The sequence below is a fragment of the Streptomyces sp. NPDC043896 genome (genome assembly GCF_056435605.1).
Window position 1 is genome coordinate 244,756 of sequence record NZ_JBWKEE010000001.1, and the last position, 16,104, is coordinate 260,859.

At 73.3% G+C, this 16,104-nt stretch carries 14 protein-coding genes; 6 read left to right on the forward strand and 8 right to left on the reverse strand.

Annotation, left to right across the window (positions count from 1 at the left end):
* Window positions 1–33: 33 nt before the first annotated feature.
* Together AC069X_RS01220 and hutH are read left to right on the forward strand one after the other, a co-directional pair.
* Window positions 34–1,152, forward strand: a complete 1,119-nt coding sequence (locus AC069X_RS01220) for a GGDEF domain-containing protein (protein ID WP_478723795.1) — start codon at window positions 34–36, stop codon at window positions 1,150–1,152.
* Window positions 1,153–2,501: 1,349 nt separating this feature from the next.
* Window positions 2,502–4,043, forward strand: a complete 1,542-nt coding sequence (gene hutH / locus AC069X_RS01225; protein WP_478724339.1) for a histidine ammonia-lyase — start codon at window positions 2,502–2,504, stop codon at window positions 4,041–4,043.
* Between the two features lie 61 nt (window positions 4,044–4,104).
* Here hutH and AC069X_RS01230 read toward each other — a convergent pair whose 3' ends face one another.
* A complete protein-coding gene (locus AC069X_RS01230; protein ID WP_478723797.1) occupies window positions 4,105–4,476 on the reverse strand; it encodes a hypothetical protein in 372 nt (123 codons plus the stop codon).
* A gap of 155 nt (window positions 4,477–4,631) precedes the next feature.
* Here AC069X_RS01230 and AC069X_RS01235 point away from each other — a divergent pair, with 155 nt between their 5' ends.
* Complete coding sequence (locus AC069X_RS01235; RefSeq protein WP_478723799.1) at window positions 4,632–4,925, forward strand: hypothetical protein; 294 nt, start codon at window positions 4,632–4,634, stop codon at window positions 4,923–4,925.
* 179 nt (window positions 4,926–5,104) lie between these two features.
* A complete protein-coding gene (locus AC069X_RS01240) occupies window positions 5,105–6,328 on the forward strand; it encodes a L,D-transpeptidase (protein WP_478723801.1) in 1,224 nt (407 codons plus the stop codon).
* Window positions 6,329–6,450: 122 nt separating this feature from the next.
* Here AC069X_RS01240 and AC069X_RS01245 read toward each other — a convergent pair whose 3' ends face one another.
* Complete coding sequence (locus AC069X_RS01245) at window positions 6,451–7,326, reverse strand: MmyB family transcriptional regulator (protein WP_478723803.1); 876 nt, start codon at window positions 7,324–7,326, stop codon at window positions 6,451–6,453.
* Between the two features lie 244 nt (window positions 7,327–7,570).
* Here AC069X_RS01245 and AC069X_RS01250 point away from each other — a divergent pair, with 244 nt between their 5' ends.
* On the forward strand, window positions 7,571–8,617 hold the full coding sequence (locus AC069X_RS01250; protein WP_478723805.1) for an NAD(P)-dependent alcohol dehydrogenase: 1,047 nt from the start codon (window positions 7,571–7,573) through the stop codon (window positions 8,615–8,617).
* On the opposite strand, the gene AC069X_RS01255 is transcribed toward AC069X_RS01250, so the two are convergent.
* The 6 genes from AC069X_RS01255 to AC069X_RS01280 form a co-directional block, all read right to left on the reverse strand.
* The gene (locus AC069X_RS01255) at window positions 8,584–8,985 is read right to left on the reverse strand and encodes a MerR family transcriptional regulator (protein ID WP_478723807.1); all 402 of its coding nucleotides are present in this window, start codon (window positions 8,983–8,985) and stop codon (window positions 8,584–8,586) included. The two genes, AC069X_RS01250 and AC069X_RS01255, sit on opposite strands and share 34 nt — an antisense overlap.
* 12 nt (window positions 8,986–8,997) lie before the next feature.
* Window positions 8,998–9,756: an SDR family NAD(P)-dependent oxidoreductase gene (locus AC069X_RS01260; RefSeq protein WP_478723809.1), complete on the reverse strand. Its 759-nt coding sequence runs from the start codon at window positions 9,754–9,756 to the stop codon at window positions 8,998–9,000.
* 211 nt (window positions 9,757–9,967) lie between these two features.
* A complete protein-coding gene (gene msrA, locus AC069X_RS01265; protein WP_478723811.1) occupies window positions 9,968–10,630 on the reverse strand; it encodes a peptide-methionine (S)-S-oxide reductase MsrA in 663 nt (220 codons plus the stop codon).
* A gap of 74 nt (window positions 10,631–10,704) precedes the next feature.
* On the reverse strand, window positions 10,705–11,847 hold the full coding sequence (locus tag AC069X_RS01270) for a hypothetical protein (protein WP_478723812.1): 1,143 nt from the start codon (window positions 11,845–11,847) through the stop codon (window positions 10,705–10,707).
* A complete protein-coding gene (locus tag AC069X_RS01275) occupies window positions 11,844–13,442 on the reverse strand; it encodes a M48 family metallopeptidase (RefSeq protein ID WP_478723814.1) in 1,599 nt (532 codons plus the stop codon). The genes AC069X_RS01270 and AC069X_RS01275 overlap by 4 nt, the downstream gene beginning before the upstream one ends.
* 213 nt (window positions 13,443–13,655) lie before the next feature.
* Window positions 13,656–14,762, reverse strand: a complete 1,107-nt coding sequence (locus AC069X_RS01280) for a hypothetical protein (protein ID WP_478723816.1) — start codon at window positions 14,760–14,762, stop codon at window positions 13,656–13,658.
* 130 nt (window positions 14,763–14,892) lie between these two features.
* On the opposite strand from AC069X_RS01280, the gene AC069X_RS01285 reads away from it, so the two are divergent.
* Window positions 14,893–16,050 carry a cystathionine gamma-synthase gene (locus AC069X_RS01285; protein ID WP_478723818.1) on the forward strand — a complete coding sequence of 386 codons (1,158 nt, stop codon included), beginning with the start codon at window positions 14,893–14,895 and terminating at the stop codon, window positions 16,048–16,050.
* The last annotated feature ends 54 nt before the right edge of the window (window positions 16,051–16,104 follow it).

Consider the following 16,104-nt stretch of genomic DNA (forward strand, 5'->3'; position numbering starts at 1 on the left):
ACTAAATCGGATAAAACTCCCTAATCTGGGGTGATGGGAGTTGACGGGCGGCTGCGGGCCGTCGTGGGACTCGCGCAGGCCATGGCGGCGGCCTGCGCACCTCGGGACAGCGTCCGGGCCGCCGCCCGCGGTGCCCGGCTGGCGATGGACGGCTCCTTCGCCGCGATCTCCGCCTGGGAGCGCGAGCGCGGGCGGCTGCGGGTCCTCGTCAACGAGGGCGAGCGGCGGGCCGGGGAGGAGGAGTTCCCCGAGGACGAGTCCTACCCCGTGCACGACTTCCCCGAGATCACCGAGTTCCTGCACGAGCGCTGGGTCGGCGGCGGGGGCCCGCACGCCTGGGTCGAGAGCGCGGTCGGCGACCGCCCGGGGCGGCGCGGGGACGCCCTGCGCCGGCGGGGTCGCGGCACGTGCGTGGTCGCGCCGATCGTGCTCAGCGGGCGCGCCTGGGGCGAGCTGTACGTGGCCCGGGACGAAGGGCTGCCGGACTTCGACGAGGACGACGCCGAGTTCGCGGCGGTGCTGGCGGCGGTGGTGGCGGCCGGGCTCGCGCAGAACGAGCGCCTGGAGGAGGCCCGGCGCCTCGCCTTCACCGACCCGCTGACCGGCCTGGCGAACCGGCGGGCCGTGGACATGCGGCTCGACGAGGCCCTGGAGGAACACCGGCGCGCCGGGGCGGTGGTGAGCCTGGTGGTCTGCGACCTGAACGGCCTCAAGCGGGTCAACGACACCCTGGGGCACGCCACGGGCGACCGGCTGCTGGAACGGTTCGGCTCGGTGCTGAGCCTGTGCGGGGCGATGCTCCCGGGGGCGCTGGTCGCCCGGCTGGGCGGGGACGAGTTCTGCCTGGTGAGCGTGGGGCCGTCGGCGGACGAGGTGGTCCGGGTGACGCGGGAGGTGTGCGTAAGGGCCGCCGAACTGGAGCTGGGCGAGGGGGTGGCGTGCGGGGTCGCCTCCACGGGAGACCCGATCGGGCCGGTGAAGTCCTCGCGGCGGCTGTTCCGGCTGGCGGACGCGGCGCAGTACAAGGCGAAGGCGGCCCGTTCGGTGGAACCGGTGGTGGCGGGCCGCGACACCGCGGTGGTCCGCCTGGCGGACGCCGCGGCGGCCCGGGAGGGCCGCGGGGAGCGCCGCCGCTTCCGGGGGCGGCAGTAGGGGGGGGTGGGGGCCGGGCAGTGGGCGCCGGCTATCACCCCCGCGAGGGGGTGGGGGCGGGTCGGTGTTTGCCCACCCGCCCCCGGGTGCGGGTGGGTGGCCAGGGGGCGGTAGCCCCTTGGGCCGTCTCAGGGAGGGGCTGGGGGTTTCCCGTCAGTCCCATCGTCGTTCCGTGTCGTGCCGGCCTGTCAAGGGCGCTCCTTCGTCGCGTCGCTACGCGATGGCCTTCGGCCACCCTTGACAGACCAGCCCGCCCCGGAAAGCCGAAAGACTGCCGGGAAACCCCCAAAAGAACGGTCACGGGGCAGAAGAGGAAGGGGCGGGCCTGTCATGGACGAGACGAGGGGCCGGGCCTCGGCCGGCCGGGCATCCGGGCCCTCAACAGCCCAGATCCGGGACCACAGCGCCTCTACCTGCACGGAAGGGCGACAGGAGCATCCTGCGGACCATCCAGGCGCAGCAGATCGCTACGCGCTCCTCATTGATGGCGTCCACCACCCGCCTGGGGCTGGTACCTGCACCAGAGGTTGATCAGAGCAGTCCAGGTTGCAGGTGGGCGCGGCAGATCGCTACGCGCTCCTCTTGTCTCGGCGCCTGGCCGCCGTTCCGGGGCCTGAGAGCCTCCCTGGAGGCCGTGCACCAGCCCCAGACGGCCGCCGGACGCCAATCCGGGAGGAGCGCGTAGCGATCTGCCGCGTCTGCCGACTCTCCGGGTCGATCTGTTCGTCCTCTGGTGCAGGTATCAGCCCCAGGCGGTCGTCGGACGCTTGGCCGGGAGGAGCGCGTAGCGATCCGTCGCGCTTGGGTGGTCCGCAGGTCGCTCTGATCAACCTTTTCTGCAGGTAGCCGGGCCCCCGGCCCTGAACCGGGGCTCAAGGCCGCCCGGATGCCCGGCGGGCCGGCTCCCGGCCCCTCGTCTGCTCTCTGAGGGACCCGCTCCTCCTGCTTTTGCCCCGTGACCGTTCTTTTGGGGGTTTCCCGGCAGTCTTTCGGCTTTCCGGGGCGGGTCGGCCTGTCAAGGGTCGCCGAAGGCGATCACGCAGTGACGCGACGAAGGAGCGCCCTTGACAGGCCGGCACGACACGGAACGACGATGGGACTGACGGGAAACCCCCAGCACCTCCCCAACCCGGGCTAAGGGGCTACCGCCCCCGGCCACCCACCCGCACCCGGGGGGTGGGTGGGCAGCTGCCGACCCGCCCCCACCCCCTCGCGGGGGAGATAGCCCGCCCGCGCCGCAGGCCCCGTACCCACGCCCCCGATCGCGGGGTCCGGCCCGTAGGTGTCACGGGGCGGAAATGAAAGGGGTGACATGAAGGGATTCAGTCCGTAGGGTGCTGAATATGGATATGCACACTGTCGTGGTGGGGACTTCCGGGACCACCGCCGAGGACGTCATCGCCGTCGCCCGCGGCAACGCGCGGGTCGAGCTGTCCGCCGAGGCGCTGGAAGCCCTCGGCCGCGCTCGCGAGATCGTCGACGCGCTCGCCGCCAAGCCCGAGCCCGTCTACGGGGTCTCCACCGGGTTCGGGGCGCTCGCCTCCCGGCACATCAGCCCCGAGCTGCGCGCGCAGCTCCAGCGCAACATCGTCCGTTCGCACGCCGCCGGCATGGGTCCGCGCGTCGAGCGGGAGGTCGTCCGCGCCCTGATGTTCCTGCGCCTGAAGACGGTGGCCTCCGGGCACACCGGCGTGCGGCCCTCGGTCGCCCAGACCATGGCCGACGTGCTCAACGCCGGGATCACCCCCGTCGTCCACGAGTACGGCTCCCTCGGCTGCTCCGGCGACCTCGCGCCGCTCTCGCACTGCGCCCTCGCGCTCATGGGCGAGGGTGACGCCGAGGGCCCCGACGGCACCGTCCGCCCCGCCGGCGAGCTGCTCGCCGAGCACGGCATCGAGCCCGTCGAGCTCCGCGAGAAGGAGGGCCTCGCCCTCCTCAACGGCACCGACGGCATGCTCGGCATGCTGGTGATGGCCCTCGCGGACCTGCGGAACCTCTACACCTCCGCCGACATCACCGCCGCCCTGACCCTGGAGGCGCTGCTCGGCACCGAGAAGGTGCTCCAGCCCGAGCTGCACGCGATCCGCCCGCACCCGGGCCAGGGCGCCGCCGCCGCCAACATGGCCGCCGTGCTGAAGGGTTCCGGCCTGACCGGGCACTTCCAGGAGGAGTCCGCGCCGCGCGTGCAGGACGCCTACTCCGTGCGCTGCGCCCCGCAGGTCGCCGGCGCGGGCCGCGACACCATGGCGCACGCCGCGCTCGTCGCCTCCCGCGAGCTGGCCGCCGCCGTCGACAACCCGGTCGTGCTGCCCGACGGCCGCGTGGAGTCCAACGGCAACTTCCACGGGGCGCCCGTGGCCTACGTACTGGACTTCCTGGCCATCGCCGCCGCGGACCTCGGCTCCATCGCCGAGCGGCGCACCGACCGGCTGCTCGACAAGAACCGCTCGCACGGGCTGCCGCCGTTCCTCGCGGACGACGCCGGCGTCGACTCCGGCCTGATGATCGCCCAGTACACGCAGGCCGCCCTGGTCAGCGAGATGAAGCGGCTCGCCGTGCCGGCCTCGGCCGACTCCATCCCGTCCTCCGCCATGCAGGAGGACCACGTCTCCATGGGCTGGTCGGCGGCGCGCAAGCTCCGTACCGCGGTCGACAACCTGACCCGGATCATCGCCATCGAGCTGTACGCGGCCACCCGCGCGATCGAGCTGCGCCACGGCCTCACCCCGGCGCCGGCCAGCCAGGCCGCCATCGCGGCGGCGCGGGCGGCGGGCGTGGAGGGCCCCGGTCCGGACCGTTTCCTCGCGCCCGACCTGGCCGCCGCCGACGCGTTCGTCCGCGCGGGCGGGCTCGTCGCCGCCGTGGAGCCGGTGACCGGCCCGCTCGCCTGACGGGCGCCGGAGCACGGGCGAAGGGCCGCACCCCCGCCGGGGGTGCGGCCCTTCCGTGTGTCTACAGGGCGCGGGAGCGGCGTACGGAGAAGGTGACGAAGCCCGCCCCGAGACCCAGGCAGAGGGTGCCGCCCAGGACGTAGGGGGTGGTGTCGACGCTGCCGGTGTCGGCGAGCGAGAGGACGGTGACGCTGGTGGGCCGGTCGTCGGAGACGCCGGCGATGGTCCCGGTGTCCGTGTCCGTCCCGGTGCGCGCACCGGTGTCGGTGTCGGTGCCGGAGTCCGAGACGGTGCCGGTGTTGGCGGCGGCGGGCGCGCCCGAGGTGCCCTCCGGGGTTCCGGGGGCGGTGGCGTTCGCCGAGGGGACGAACCAGAGGGCGGCGAGGAGGGTGGTAGCCCCGATGGCGGTGAGCAGAGGCCGACGTGCGGACACGGTGCGATCCCCCTTGCGGAAGCAGCGAATTGGCCGTGTGCGCAGATGCTAGTGAAAGGGGCGGGTCGCGGGAAAGTCGAGGCTGTCGCGGGCTTACTCTCCGTCGTATGAACCCTTCTGATGCATCACGATACGTACGGCTTCGGGTGGATTTGGTGCTTGAGGTGTCGGACTCCGACGCGCTCATCGGCGCAGCCCTCGCGCACATCAAGGCCGACGAGTTCATGCCGGACGAGGAGCGCGCGCACGCGGAATCGGCGGTCATGGAGGACGAATCGGAGGCCCTGGCCTACCTCGTGGACCCCACCGACCTGGTCGCGGAGCTGACCGGAGTCGAGCTGGCGCAGGCCTCTTGGAGCAGCGAACCCGTCGAATACGACCCCGAGTCCCTGGAGTGGGACCTGGACGGGGAAGATGGTGACTTCGAAGAAGGGGCCGACAACGCCTGACCGTGGGGTTGCACACATTCGAACGGAATGTGGAACCGAATCACATCGTTAACGCGTTGTCAGGACGAGCAGGGGGCGACGTCCCCTGCCCGGCCCGATCCCGGGATCGCAGCCCGGGGTTTCCGGCAACGATGGAGTGACGAGTGAGGACGTACAGCATGCGGCGGAGAAGGTCCCTGATGGCCGTGTCCGCCGTACTCGGTGGCGTACTGATGCTTTCGGCCTGCAGTGACGGGGGTGCCGAAAAGTCCCAGGGCGGTTCGGACGCGGGCAAGTCGCAGGCGGAGGTCGACGCGGCCGCCGCCAAGGACGCCTCCAAGGCCCGAATAGTCGTCACGCCCAAGGACGGCTCCAGCAACGTCGCCCTGAACGACGGGGCGAACGTCGCCGTCACCGACGGCACGCTCACCAAGGTCGAGCTGAAGAGCCAGGACGGCACGGCCGTCGCGGGCAAGATCGCCGCCGACGGCAAGAGCTGGAAGCCGGACGCCGCGCTCAAGCGCTCGACCAAGTACGCCCTCGCGGCGACCGCGAAGGACGAGGCCGGGCGCGAGGCGCACGAGAACGCCTCCTTCACCACCCTCTCCCCGGAGAACAGCTTCGTCGCCTCCTTCGTCCCGGAGGAGAACGAGACCGTCGGCGTGGGCATGCCGGTCTCGATCACCTTCAACAAGCCGATCAAGGACCAGAAGGCCGTCCAGGCGGCCATCAGCGTCACCTCCAGCAGCGGCCAGGAGGTCGTCGGCCACTGGTTCGGCAACCAGCGCCTGGACTTCCGCCCGGAGCAGTACTGGCAGGCGAACTCCACCGTCACCCTGAAGCTCGCCCTCCAGGGCGTGCAGGGCGCCCCCGGCATCGCGGGCGCGCAGAACAAGACCGTCACCTTCAAGGTCGGCCGGAGCCAGGTCTCCACCGTCGACGTGAAGGCCAAGACGATGACGGTCACCCGTGACGGCCAGGTCCTCAAGACCATCCCGATCTCCGCCGGTTCCCCCGCGAACCCGACCTACAACGGTCAGATGGTGATCTCCGAGAAGTTCAAGGAGACCCGGATGAACGGTGCGACCGTCGGCTTCACGGACAAGGAGGGCAAGGGCGAGTACGACATCAAGGACGTCCCGCACGCGATGCGGCTGTCCACGTCCGGCACCTTCATCCACGGCAACTACTGGGGCGCCGACTCGATCTTCGGCAAGGTCAACACCAGCCACGGCTGCGTCGGCCTGAACGACGCCAAGGGCGCCAACGACCCGAACCAGCCCGGCGCGTGGTTCTACGACAACTCGCTCATCGGCGACGTGGTCACCGTGGTCAACTCCCCGGACAAGACCATCAAGCCGGACAACGGCCTCAACGGCTGGAACATGCCGTGGGCCGAGTGGAAGGCCGGTTCGGCGGCCTGACGCGGCGCCGGCGACAGCGGTACGGACGGCGGGGAACCCGGAAGGGTTCCCCGCCGTCCGGCGTTCCGCGCCCTCCCGGGCCGCCGCCGCGAACCGGCCCCGGGCCCCGGCCCGCGGAGCCGTCAGGCCCGTTCCCCGGCGGGCCGGGACACCGGCGGCGCCGTCCAGGACGACAGCAGCCGCAGCGCGTCCGCCGAGGGCGAGCCGGGCTCGGCGTGGAAGGTGACCAGGAACTGCGCCGGGTCGTCCGGCAGCGTCAACGTCTCGAACGCCAGCTCCAGATCGCCCACGATCGGGTGCCGCAGCCGCTTCACCCCGTGGGTCTTGTCCGCCACCGTGTGGGCCGCCCACAGCCGGCGGAACTCCTCGTTCTTCACCGACAGCTCCCCGACCAGCGCCGACAGCCGCTCGTCGTCGGGGTGCTGGCCCGCGTACAGGCGCAGGTTGCTGACCACCTCGCACGCCCGGCACTCCCAGTCCGCGTACAGCTCGGCCGTCGCCGGGTCCAGGAACACCAGCCGCACCAGGTTCCGCTCGGCCGCCGGATGCGCCCCGAAGTCCCCGAAGACGGCCGCGGCCAGGGAGTTCCAGCCGATCACGTCCTGCCGCCGCCCCACCAGGTACGCCGGTACGCCCTCCATCGCCGCCAGCAGCGTGCGCAGCTCCGGCCGCACCTGCTGGGGACGGGCCGGGCGGCCCGGCCGGCGGGTGCGGGGGCTCGCCAGGTGGTTCAGGTGTGCCGACTCCGTGCCGCTCAGGCGCAGTGCCCGCGCGATGGCGTCCAGCACCTCCGCCGACACGTTCTGGCCGTGTCCCTGCTCTAGCCGCGTGTAGTACGCCACCGACACCCCGGCCAGCTGGGCCAGCTCCTCGCGGCGCAGGCCGGGCACCCGGCGCCGCCGCCCGTGGTCGGGCAGACCCACGTCGGCGGGACGCAGCCGGGCGCGGCAGCTGCGCAGGAAGTCCCCGAGTTCGGCTCGCTGATCAAGCTGGTCCATGGCGCAAGTATCCCCGGCGCGCGCACCCGGCGAGGCGCTCAGCCTGACCCCGCCAGGGGTAGGTACGCCGGTCATAGGCTCAGCAGGGGTCTGGGTCCGGCCCCCGGACCGGGGCATCGTTGGTGACGTCGCAGAACGGACGCCACGGTCCGCGCCGCCGCCGCCGTCTCCGCCGCCCTGCCGGGCGGGCCGGGCCGGCAGGGCGGGCGCGGGGCGCCGGCGTCCTCGTCCGAGGAGAGCACCCATGTCCGTCACCCAGGTCGCCGCTTACGCCGCCCCCGCCGCCAAGGCCCCGCTGGAACGCACCACCGTCCCCCGCCGCCCGGTCGGCGAGCACGACGTCCTCATCGAGATCAAGTACGCCGGCATCTGCCACTCCGACATCCACCAGGCCCGCGACGGCTGGGGCGAGGGCATCTTCCCGATGGTCCCGGGCCACGAGATCGCCGGTGTCGTCACCGAAACCGGGGCGGGCGTCACCAGGTTCGCGGTCGGCGACCAGATCGGCGTCGGCTGCCTGGTCGACTCCTGCCGGGAGTGCGAGTACTGCCTCGCCGGGCAGGAGCAGCACTGCGTGCGGGGCGCGACCGGCACGTACAACGCCCTCGACGGGAACGGCGAGCCCACGTACGGCGGTTACTCCACCCACCTTGTCGTCGACGAGAACTACGCCGTCCGCATCCCCGACGGCCTCTCCCTCGACGTGGCCGCGCCGCTGCTGTGCGCCGGCATCACCCTGTACTCGCCGCTCAAGCACTGGGGGGCGGGCCCGGGCAAGAAGGTCGCGGTCGTCGGTCTCGGCGGGCTCGGCCACATGGGCGTGAAGATCGCCGCGGCGCTCGGCGCCGAGGTGACCGTGCTGTCCCAGTCGCTGCGCAAGAAGGAGGACGGGCTGCGGCTGGGCGCCACCCACTACCACGCGACGAACGACGGGGCCACCTTCGAGGAACTGAAGGGCCGCTTCGACCTCATGGTGTCCACGGTCTCCGCGCCGCTCGGCCTCGACCGGTACCTGTCCCTGCTGCGGGTGGGCGGTGCGCTCGTGAACGTGGGCGCCCCCGAGGAGCCCGTGGAGCTGAACCTGTTCTCCGTCATCGGCGGCAACAGGACCCTCGCCGGCTCGATGATCGGCGGCATCGCCGAGACGCAGGAGATGCTGGACTTCTGCGCGGAGCACGGCCTGGGCTCGGACGTCGAGGTGATCCGCGCCGACGAGATCAACGAGGCCTACGAACGCGTCCTGGCCGGCGACGTCCGCTACCGCTTCGTCATCGACGCCTCGACCATCTGACCCCGGCCCCGGGCCTCCGGCTGCCCGGCCCGCTCCAGGGCCTCCCGGAGCCGGTCCCGGGCCGCCGTCTGCACGGCGATCCGGGCCTCCAGGACGGCGAGCCGCTCCCGGGCCACCGCCAGCCCCTTGGCCGACGGCGGCCCGGCGGCCACGTCCCCGTCCAGGCACGGCAGGAACACCCGTACGTCGTCCAGGGTGAGCCCCGCCTCCAGCAGCACCCGGATGTTGCGGACCCGTACGACGCTCCGCTCCCCGTACACCCGGTAGCCGTTCGGCGCCCGCTCGGAGGAGATCAGCCCCGCCTGCTCGTAGTGGCGCAGGGCGCGGGCGGTCGTTCCGGTGGCCCCGGCGAGTTCCCCGATCAGCATCCGGCCATGCTCTCAGGCCACCACCGCGCCCCCGTCCACCGGGACCACGGCCCCGGTCAGGAACGACGCGGCCGGGTCCGCGAGCCGGCACACCGCCCAGGCGATCTCCTCCGGGCGCCCGATCCGCCCCATCGGGGTATGCGCCACCTGCCACGCCCGCACCTGGGCGGCCCGCTCGGGGCCGAGCCCCTGGTGCTCGCCGATCGGCGTGTCCACGGCGCCGGGCGCGACCCCGACGACCCGGACTCCGCGCGGCGCGAGCTCCACGGCCCAGCTGCGGGTGAGGCTGTCGAGGGCGGCCTTGGTGGCGGCGTAGAGGGAGGCGCCGGGGAAGCCCCGCTGACCGACGGCGGTGCTGACGTTCACGACGACGCCGGCCCCGGCCGCCTCCAGTGCCGGCAGGGCGGCCTGCGTGAGCAGCACCGGCCCCACGAGGTTGGTCGCCAGCTGCGCGGCGATGTCGCCTCCGCTGACCGCGCCGAGGGAGCCGGCGCGCACGATCCCGGCGTTGTTGACGAGCACGTCGAGCCGGCCGTGCTCCTCCAGGACCCGCTCCACGATCCGCTCCGGCCCGCCGGGCGCGCCCACGTCCCCGACGAGCGGCCGGATCCCGGGGAACCCGTCGGCGGTGGCCGCGAGCACCCCGCCCCGGCGCCCGACGACGACCACCCGCTCCCCGGCCGCCGCGAAGGCCCTGGCGGTGGCCCGCCCGATCCCGGTCCCGCCCCCGGTGACGAGGACGACCCGCTGCTTGCCCGCTGTGTTCTCCATGCCCCGAGGGAACAACCCTGCCGCCAGCGGCAAGGTCAAGTCCCTGCGGTCAGCGGGCGCCGCAGGGGCGCCCATGTCGGCGGGATCGACGAGCTGTCCCGCCGCCCGTTCGACCTCCGCCACGACGCGGGAGGGGATGCCTCCGGCCGGCGCCGGCGTACCCAGCGGGTCGGCCGGGGCCCTCCCGAACCGGTGGGCCCCGGCCGGGCCGTCATTCCGCCGCGGCCACGCCGATCGGGCAGGAGACGCCCGTGCCGCCGATGCCGCAGTATCCGGCCGGGTTCTTGTCCAGGTATTGCTGGTGGTACGGCTCCGCAGGCCAGAAGGGGCGGTCCGCGGCCGGGAGGACGGCGGTGGTGATCTCGCCGTAGCCCGAGGACGTCAGGACGCGCTGGTAGGCCGCGCGGGAGGCTTCGGCGGCCGCCTGGTGCGCGGGGGAGTGGGTGTAGACGGCCGAGCGGTACTGGGTGCCGACGTCGTTGCCCTGGCGGAAGCCCTGGGTGGGGTCGTGGGACTCCCAGAAGACCTTCAGGAGGGTCTCGTAGGAGACGCGGGACGGGTCGAAGACCACGCGGACGACCTCGGTGTGGCCGGTCTGGCCGGAGCACACCTCCTCGTACAGCGGGTTCTCCGTGTAGCCGCCCTGGTAGCCGGCCAGCGTGGTCCACACCCCCGGGGTCTGCCAGAACTTGCGCTCCGCGCCCCAGAAGCAGCCCAGGCCGAAGTCGGCGACCTCCAGGCCCTCCGGGTAGGGGCCGGACAGCGGGTTGCCGAGGACGGTGTGGCGCTCGGGCAGCGCGAACGGAGCTTCGGCGCGGCCCTTGAGGGCCTCCTCGCGGGTGGGGAGCTCGGGCGTGCGGCGGTACGAGAACATGGATTCCCTCCTTGTGGGAGGGACAACGGACGGGGGCGGGCGGAGATTCCCTCCCCGCCCGCCCCCGACCCGGATCACGCGTCCGGCGTGGTCACGTTGACCGCCCAGTCGCGGGCGTACAGGTAGCGCCGCTTCGGCGAGCCCGCGTACGTCCACGGCGCGGCGCCGATGTACCCGTCCACGTGGCGGAACTGCTCCACCGCCGCAGCGTCCCGGTCCTGCCAGAACAGCAGGTAGGCCAGCATGTGCCGCATCCTCGGGGTGCCGGGGTGCTCGTTGCCGGCGGCGGCCAGGTCCGCGAGCGCCGCGTCTACCGCGGCGACGATCTCCGGCTCCTTGTAGTACGTCTCCGGCAGGAGGTCGTCCTCGTACGTCTCCTGCTCGAAGTACGCCATCAGGGGGAGCAGGGCCAGCAGGTCGCCCGGCTCGCCGGCGGCCGCCGACGCGCGGGCGAAGTCCATCGCCAGCTCGTGCGAGCCCTGCCACTTCGCGCACCAGTACTGCAGGCCGGCGACGTGCGACCACAGCAGCCGCGGGGCACGCTCGGTGATCTGCCCCCACAGCTCCCGGTAGCGCTCGTGGGAGTAGCCCAGGCCCATGCCGATGGCCTGCTCGACCACGTACGGGCTGGGGTCGGCGGGGTCGGCGAGCTTCTGCGCCTCGTGCGCGTCGGCCCGGGCCTTGGTGAGCAGCTCGTGGAAGATCCGGAACTGCTCCTGGGTGGTGCGGCTGCCGGACTGGCTGCCGCGCACGTTCCACGCCACCATCACGCTGGTGTCGGCGTTGACCAGGGCCGCCGTCGGGTCCGAGGGCCGGGCCGCGCGCCAGGCCAGCAGCCACGCGTCGTCCTCGGCTGCCGCCTCGGCGAGGGGGCGCACCCGCTCCAGCCGCTCCTGCCAGTCCTGCCCGGCGGCCTCGACGTACGCGGCGGCCGCCTCCCAGTCACCGGAGCGGACGGCGTCCAGGACGGCGAGCCGCTCGGCGGGGACCGGCGCCGGGTTCTCGGTGTCGAGGTCGGCTTCCGCGACGAAGCCCAGCGCGACGACGGCGGCCGCCTTGCGGGCCTCCTCGTCGGCCTCGACGGCCTCGGTCTGCGCGTTCAGGGTGCCGATCTCGGCTTCCAGGCGCTTGGCCTTGCGGATGAGGTACATGCCGCGCAGCACCCAGCAGACGACGGCCAGCAGCAGGACGCCGAGGGCGATGAGTACGAAGGTCACGGGGCGAGCACCAGCTTCCGCAGGAGTTCGGTGTCGGGCAGGTCGGCGACGACCGCGTCCAGGGCGGGGCCGAGCTCGTCCTCGAAACCGGGAACGGGGTAGGACAGGGTGGCCGAGTCCGACCAGGACAGCTCCCAGCGGGCGGCGCCGCGCGCGAGGAGTTCGACGGTGACCAGCTGGCCGACGGCGCGCCGCACGACGGGGCGGGCGTACTCGCGGGCGGTGCGGCCGGTCGCGGCCCGCGCCTCCTCGGACTTCGGGAAGCGGTCGGCGATCCGCCAGCGCACCGCCGGGTCGGCGTCGACCGCGTCGAGCAGCTCGCCGAGGCCGGGGCCGGCGCCTTCGGCGGTGAGGGCCTCGCGGATCTCCTCCGCGCCCCGGCCGACGTAGGTGGTCATCGACCGGTGGACGAGGTCGTTCCAGTCCACGCGGGTCAGCGCGAGGGCCTCGGGGGTGAGGACGACCTGCTCCAGCGCCGCCAGCGCCTCCTGCGGGGAGGCCAGCAGCTCCAGGGCCGGGCGGGCCGCCCGGCCGCCGCGGCCGTCGTCGGGCAGGGCCTCGATGCGGGCCACGCGCTCGGCGAGGGCGGGGTGGGAGTCGTACGGGGAGGCGGGCTCGGTGGACAGCTCGCGGCGCAGGTCCTCCAGCTCGGCGGAGCGGGCGTCGAGGAGGTGGCGCAGCCCGCCGAAGACCTGGCCGGGGCGCGGCAGCAGGCCGGCGCCGACGCCGAGGGTGGCGTACGAGCCCATGTAGAAGTCGTGCGCCGAGTCGAGGGCGTTCAGCTCGCGCAGCGCGGAGGCGGCCGAGTCGCGGCCGGCGACGCGGACGGAGGCGAGGTCGGCGGCCAGTTCCTGGCGGCGCGAGGAGGACAGGGTGGCGCGCATGTAGAAATGGGCGTACCCGGTGTAGAGCTTCGCCATGGCGCGGTACGAGAAGCCCGCGCCGTCGGTGTCGATCTCCTTGGCCTTCTTGCCCTTGGCGATCCGCTTCTCGGCCCGCTTCTCCTGCTTGGCGCGCTCCTTGGCCTCGGTGTTGTCGGCGCGCTCGTGGAAGTGGCCGATGGTGCGGACCAGCTGGGCGCGGCCGCGGGCGATCAGCGGGGTGAGGCGGGTGTCGAGGTTGGCGTAGTGGCCCATCTCGTGGGCGAGGACCGCGCGCAGCTGCATCTCGTCCAGGCCCGTCATCAGGGGCAGGCCGAGGTAGAGGCGGCGGGTGCCGGGCAGCAGGCCGAGCATCCGGGAGTCCTCGGAGACGGCCGCGTTGACCTCGTCGATCAGCAGGATCTCGTCGGGGGCGCGGGTGCCGACCTGGTCGGCGACCTCGCGGACGGCCTGCCACAGGGCGGGTTCCTGCGCGTCGGTGACGCGGACGCCGGGCATCGGCTCGGCCTTGGGGGTGCGGAGCATGAACATGCCGCGCACGATTGGGATGGCGAGGACCACCGAACCGATGGCGAGCTTTCCTGCGACGGCGCCGTGCAGCCAGGTGAAGGCGGCCCAGTCGGCGAGCCCGAGGAGGGCGAGCAGGACGACGCTGAGCAGGTAGAAGCCTGCCAGCAGGACGAGGGCGCGCAGAGCGCGCAGCGAAGCGCCCATATGGATGGGGTCCCCCCACGGGATGGTGCGGTTTTTGACGCGCACATGGTGCAATGTTTACGCGCACCTTATGGCCCGGCGCCGACAGCCGGGGAGCGGGGGTACCGATATCCGGGACGGGGGGTCCCGGGGGCGGACGGCCGGCCCGCCCCCGCGCTCACCGCGACAGCGCCCCGGCGGCGCCCCCACGCCGCCCCGGCCACGCCGCCGCGGTCAGTGCGGCAGCGTCGCCGGGGAGCCGCCGTTCGCCTCGTAGCCCGCGACCGCCAGCGCCCGGTACACCGCGTACTCCGCGGCCGGGTCCTCCGAGGCCGACCAGGGAAGCGCGCCCACGTAACCGTCCACGTGCCGGATCTGCTCCATGGCCTCCGCCCAGCGGCCCGTGCCCACCAGGAACCACAGCAGCAGGTGGCGTACGTGCGCCAGCACCGGGTCGTCCGCCCGCGCCTGGTGCACCGCGTACAGGGCGCCCTCCAGCGCCCGCGAGACGACCTGCGTCCGCCCGAAGTCGCTGACCAGGACCGTGTCGGGCATGTTCTCGTACACCGAGAACAGCGGCAGCGCCGCCAGCAGCGAGCCCTGCGGGGCGCGGGCCGCGGCCGCGTGCGCGAAGGCGTCGGCCTTCTGCCGCGAGCCGTGCCACTTCTCGCACCAGTAGTGCAGGGCCGCCAGGTGCGCGCCCATGTGCGCCGGCGCCACGTCGAGCACCCGCGCCCACAGCGCGTCGAACTCCGCCTCCGAGTACCCCAGCCCGCGCGCGACGGCGAGCTCCGTGATCACCGGCACCGGGTCCCCAGGCGCCAGCAGCGACGCCTTGCGGCAGGCTTCCCGCGCCTCCTCCAGGATGATCCGGTGGTCCTGCGAGCCCACTCCGCCCGAGGACCGCCACGCCTGCTGCACCAGCAGCTCCGCGTGGACCTGCGCCCCGCCCGCGTCCTTCTCCGCCTCCAGCCGCCAGGCCTTCAGCCACTGCGCCCCCACCCCGGGCCGCTGCGCCAGGTCCAGGGCCGCCGCGCCGCCGAAGGCCTGCACGCGCTGCCAGCGCCGCTCGCCGTCCTTCGGGGTGCCTGCGAGCAGCGCGGACGCGGCCTGCCAGTGGCCGGTGCGCTGGACGTTCTCCAGAGCGTCCATCAGGTCCTGGTCGGGCCCGGGTACGCGGATGTCCAGATCCTCCTGCCGCGCGAACCCGTAGTCCGCGGGGTCGGCGGCGTCGGGGCTGCCCGGCGCGACCAGGGTCAGGCCGCCGCCCCTGCCCCGTCTGAACGAGAAGAACACGGCCGCCACCACGGCCAGCCCCATCAGGACCCAGATAATCTGCATACGACCAAGCGAACCAGACCCGGCGGCCGAATGGCGAACGGCCCGCTCCGCGCACCGGGCCCGCACGCAGGTCAGCGCACGGTCAGTCCAGGAGAGGACCACGGCGCTGACGGGGCATAGCATCTGCCTCATGAGCGACGACAGCCACGAGCACCAGAGCTTCGAGACCCGCGCGATCCACGCGGGCAACACGGCGGACCCGCAGACCGGCGCGGTCGTACCGCCCATCTACCAGGTATCCACCTACAAGCAGGACGGCGTGGGCGGACTGCGCGGCGGCTACGAGTACAGCCGCAGCGCCAACCCGACCCGTACGGCGCTGGAGGAGAACCTCGCGGCGCTGGAGGGCGGCCGGCGCGGCCTCGCCTTCGCGTCCGGGCTCGCCGCCGAGGACTGCCTGCTGCGTACGCTGCTGTCCCCGGGCGACCACGTGGTCATCCCGAACGACGCCTACGGCGGCACGTTCCGCCTCTTCGCGAAGGTCGTCTCCCGCTGGGGCGTGGAGTGGTCGGTGGCCGACACCTCCGACGCGGAGTCGGTGCGCGCCGCCATCACCCCGAAGACCAAGGTCATCTGGGTCGAGACCCCGTCGAACCCGCTGCTGGGCATCACCGACATCGCCGTGACCGCCCAGATCGCCCGTGACGCGGGCGCCAGGCTGGTCGTCGACAACACCTTCGCCTCCCCCTACCTCCAGCAGCCGCTGGCGCTGGGCGCGGACGTGGTGGTGCACTCGCTGACCAAGTACATGGGCGGCCACTCCGACGTCGTCGGCGGCGCCCTGGTCACGGCCGACGAGGCCCTGGGCGAGGAGCTGGCCTACCACCAGAACGCGATGGGCGCGGTCGCCGGGCCCTTCGACTCCTGGGTCGTGCTGCGCGGCATCAAGACCCTGGCCGTGCGCATGGACCGGCACGCCGAGAACGCCGCGAAGATCGTCGAGGCGCTCAAGCGCCACCCGAAGGTCACCAAGGTCCTCTACCCGGGCCTGCCCGAGCACCCGGGCCACGAGATCGCCGCCAAGCAGATGCGCAACTTCGGCGGAATGGTCTCCTTCCAGGTCGCCGGCGGCGAGGAGGAGGCCGTCGCGGTCTGCGGCCGCACCAAGATCTTCACCCTGGCCGAGTCCCTCGGCGGCGTGGAGTCCCTCATCGAGCACCCGGGCCGCATGACCCACGCCTCGGTGGCCGGCTCCGCCCTGGAGGTCCCCGCGGACCTGATCCGCGTCTCCGTCGGCATCGAGAACGCCGACGACCTCGTCGCGGACCTCACCCAGGCCCTCGGCTAGGACGCGCACCGGCCGGGGGGCGTGCACCGGCCCCGGCCGGGACGTCCTCCCGGC

Bases quoted from the DNA above. Each gene is read 5' to 3' on its own strand.
- AC069X_RS01220 (WP_478723795.1), top strand. From the start codon at position 34: ATGGGAGTTGACGGGCGGCTGCGGGCCGTCGTGGGACTCGCGCAGGCC.
- hutH (WP_478724339.1), top strand. From the start codon at position 2,502: ATGCACACTGTCGTGGTGGGGACTTCCGGGACCACCGCCGAGGACGTC.
- AC069X_RS01240 (WP_478723801.1), top strand. From the start codon at position 5,105: ATGGCCGTGTCCGCCGTACTCGGTGGCGTACTGATGCTTTCGGCCTGC.
- AC069X_RS01245 (WP_478723803.1), bottom strand. From the start codon at position 7,326: ATGGACCAGCTTGATCAGCGAGCCGAACTCGGGGACTTCCTGCGCAGC.
- AC069X_RS01250 (WP_478723805.1), top strand. From the start codon at position 7,571: ATGTCCGTCACCCAGGTCGCCGCTTACGCCGCCCCCGCCGCCAAGGCC.
- AC069X_RS01255 (WP_478723807.1), bottom strand. From the start codon at position 8,985: ATGCTGATCGGGGAACTCGCCGGGGCCACCGGAACGACCGCCCGCGCC.
- AC069X_RS01260 (WP_478723809.1), bottom strand. From the start codon at position 9,756: ATGGAGAACACAGCGGGCAAGCAGCGGGTCGTCCTCGTCACCGGGGGC.
- msrA (WP_478723811.1), bottom strand. From the start codon at position 10,630: ATGTTCTCGTACCGCCGCACGCCCGAGCTCCCCACCCGCGAGGAGGCC.
- AC069X_RS01275 (WP_478723814.1), bottom strand. From the start codon at position 13,442: ATGGGCGCTTCGCTGCGCGCTCTGCGCGCCCTCGTCCTGCTGGCAGGC.
- AC069X_RS01280 (WP_478723816.1), bottom strand. From the start codon at position 14,762: ATGCAGATTATCTGGGTCCTGATGGGGCTGGCCGTGGTGGCGGCCGTG.
- AC069X_RS01285 (WP_478723818.1), top strand. From the start codon at position 14,893: ATGAGCGACGACAGCCACGAGCACCAGAGCTTCGAGACCCGCGCGATC.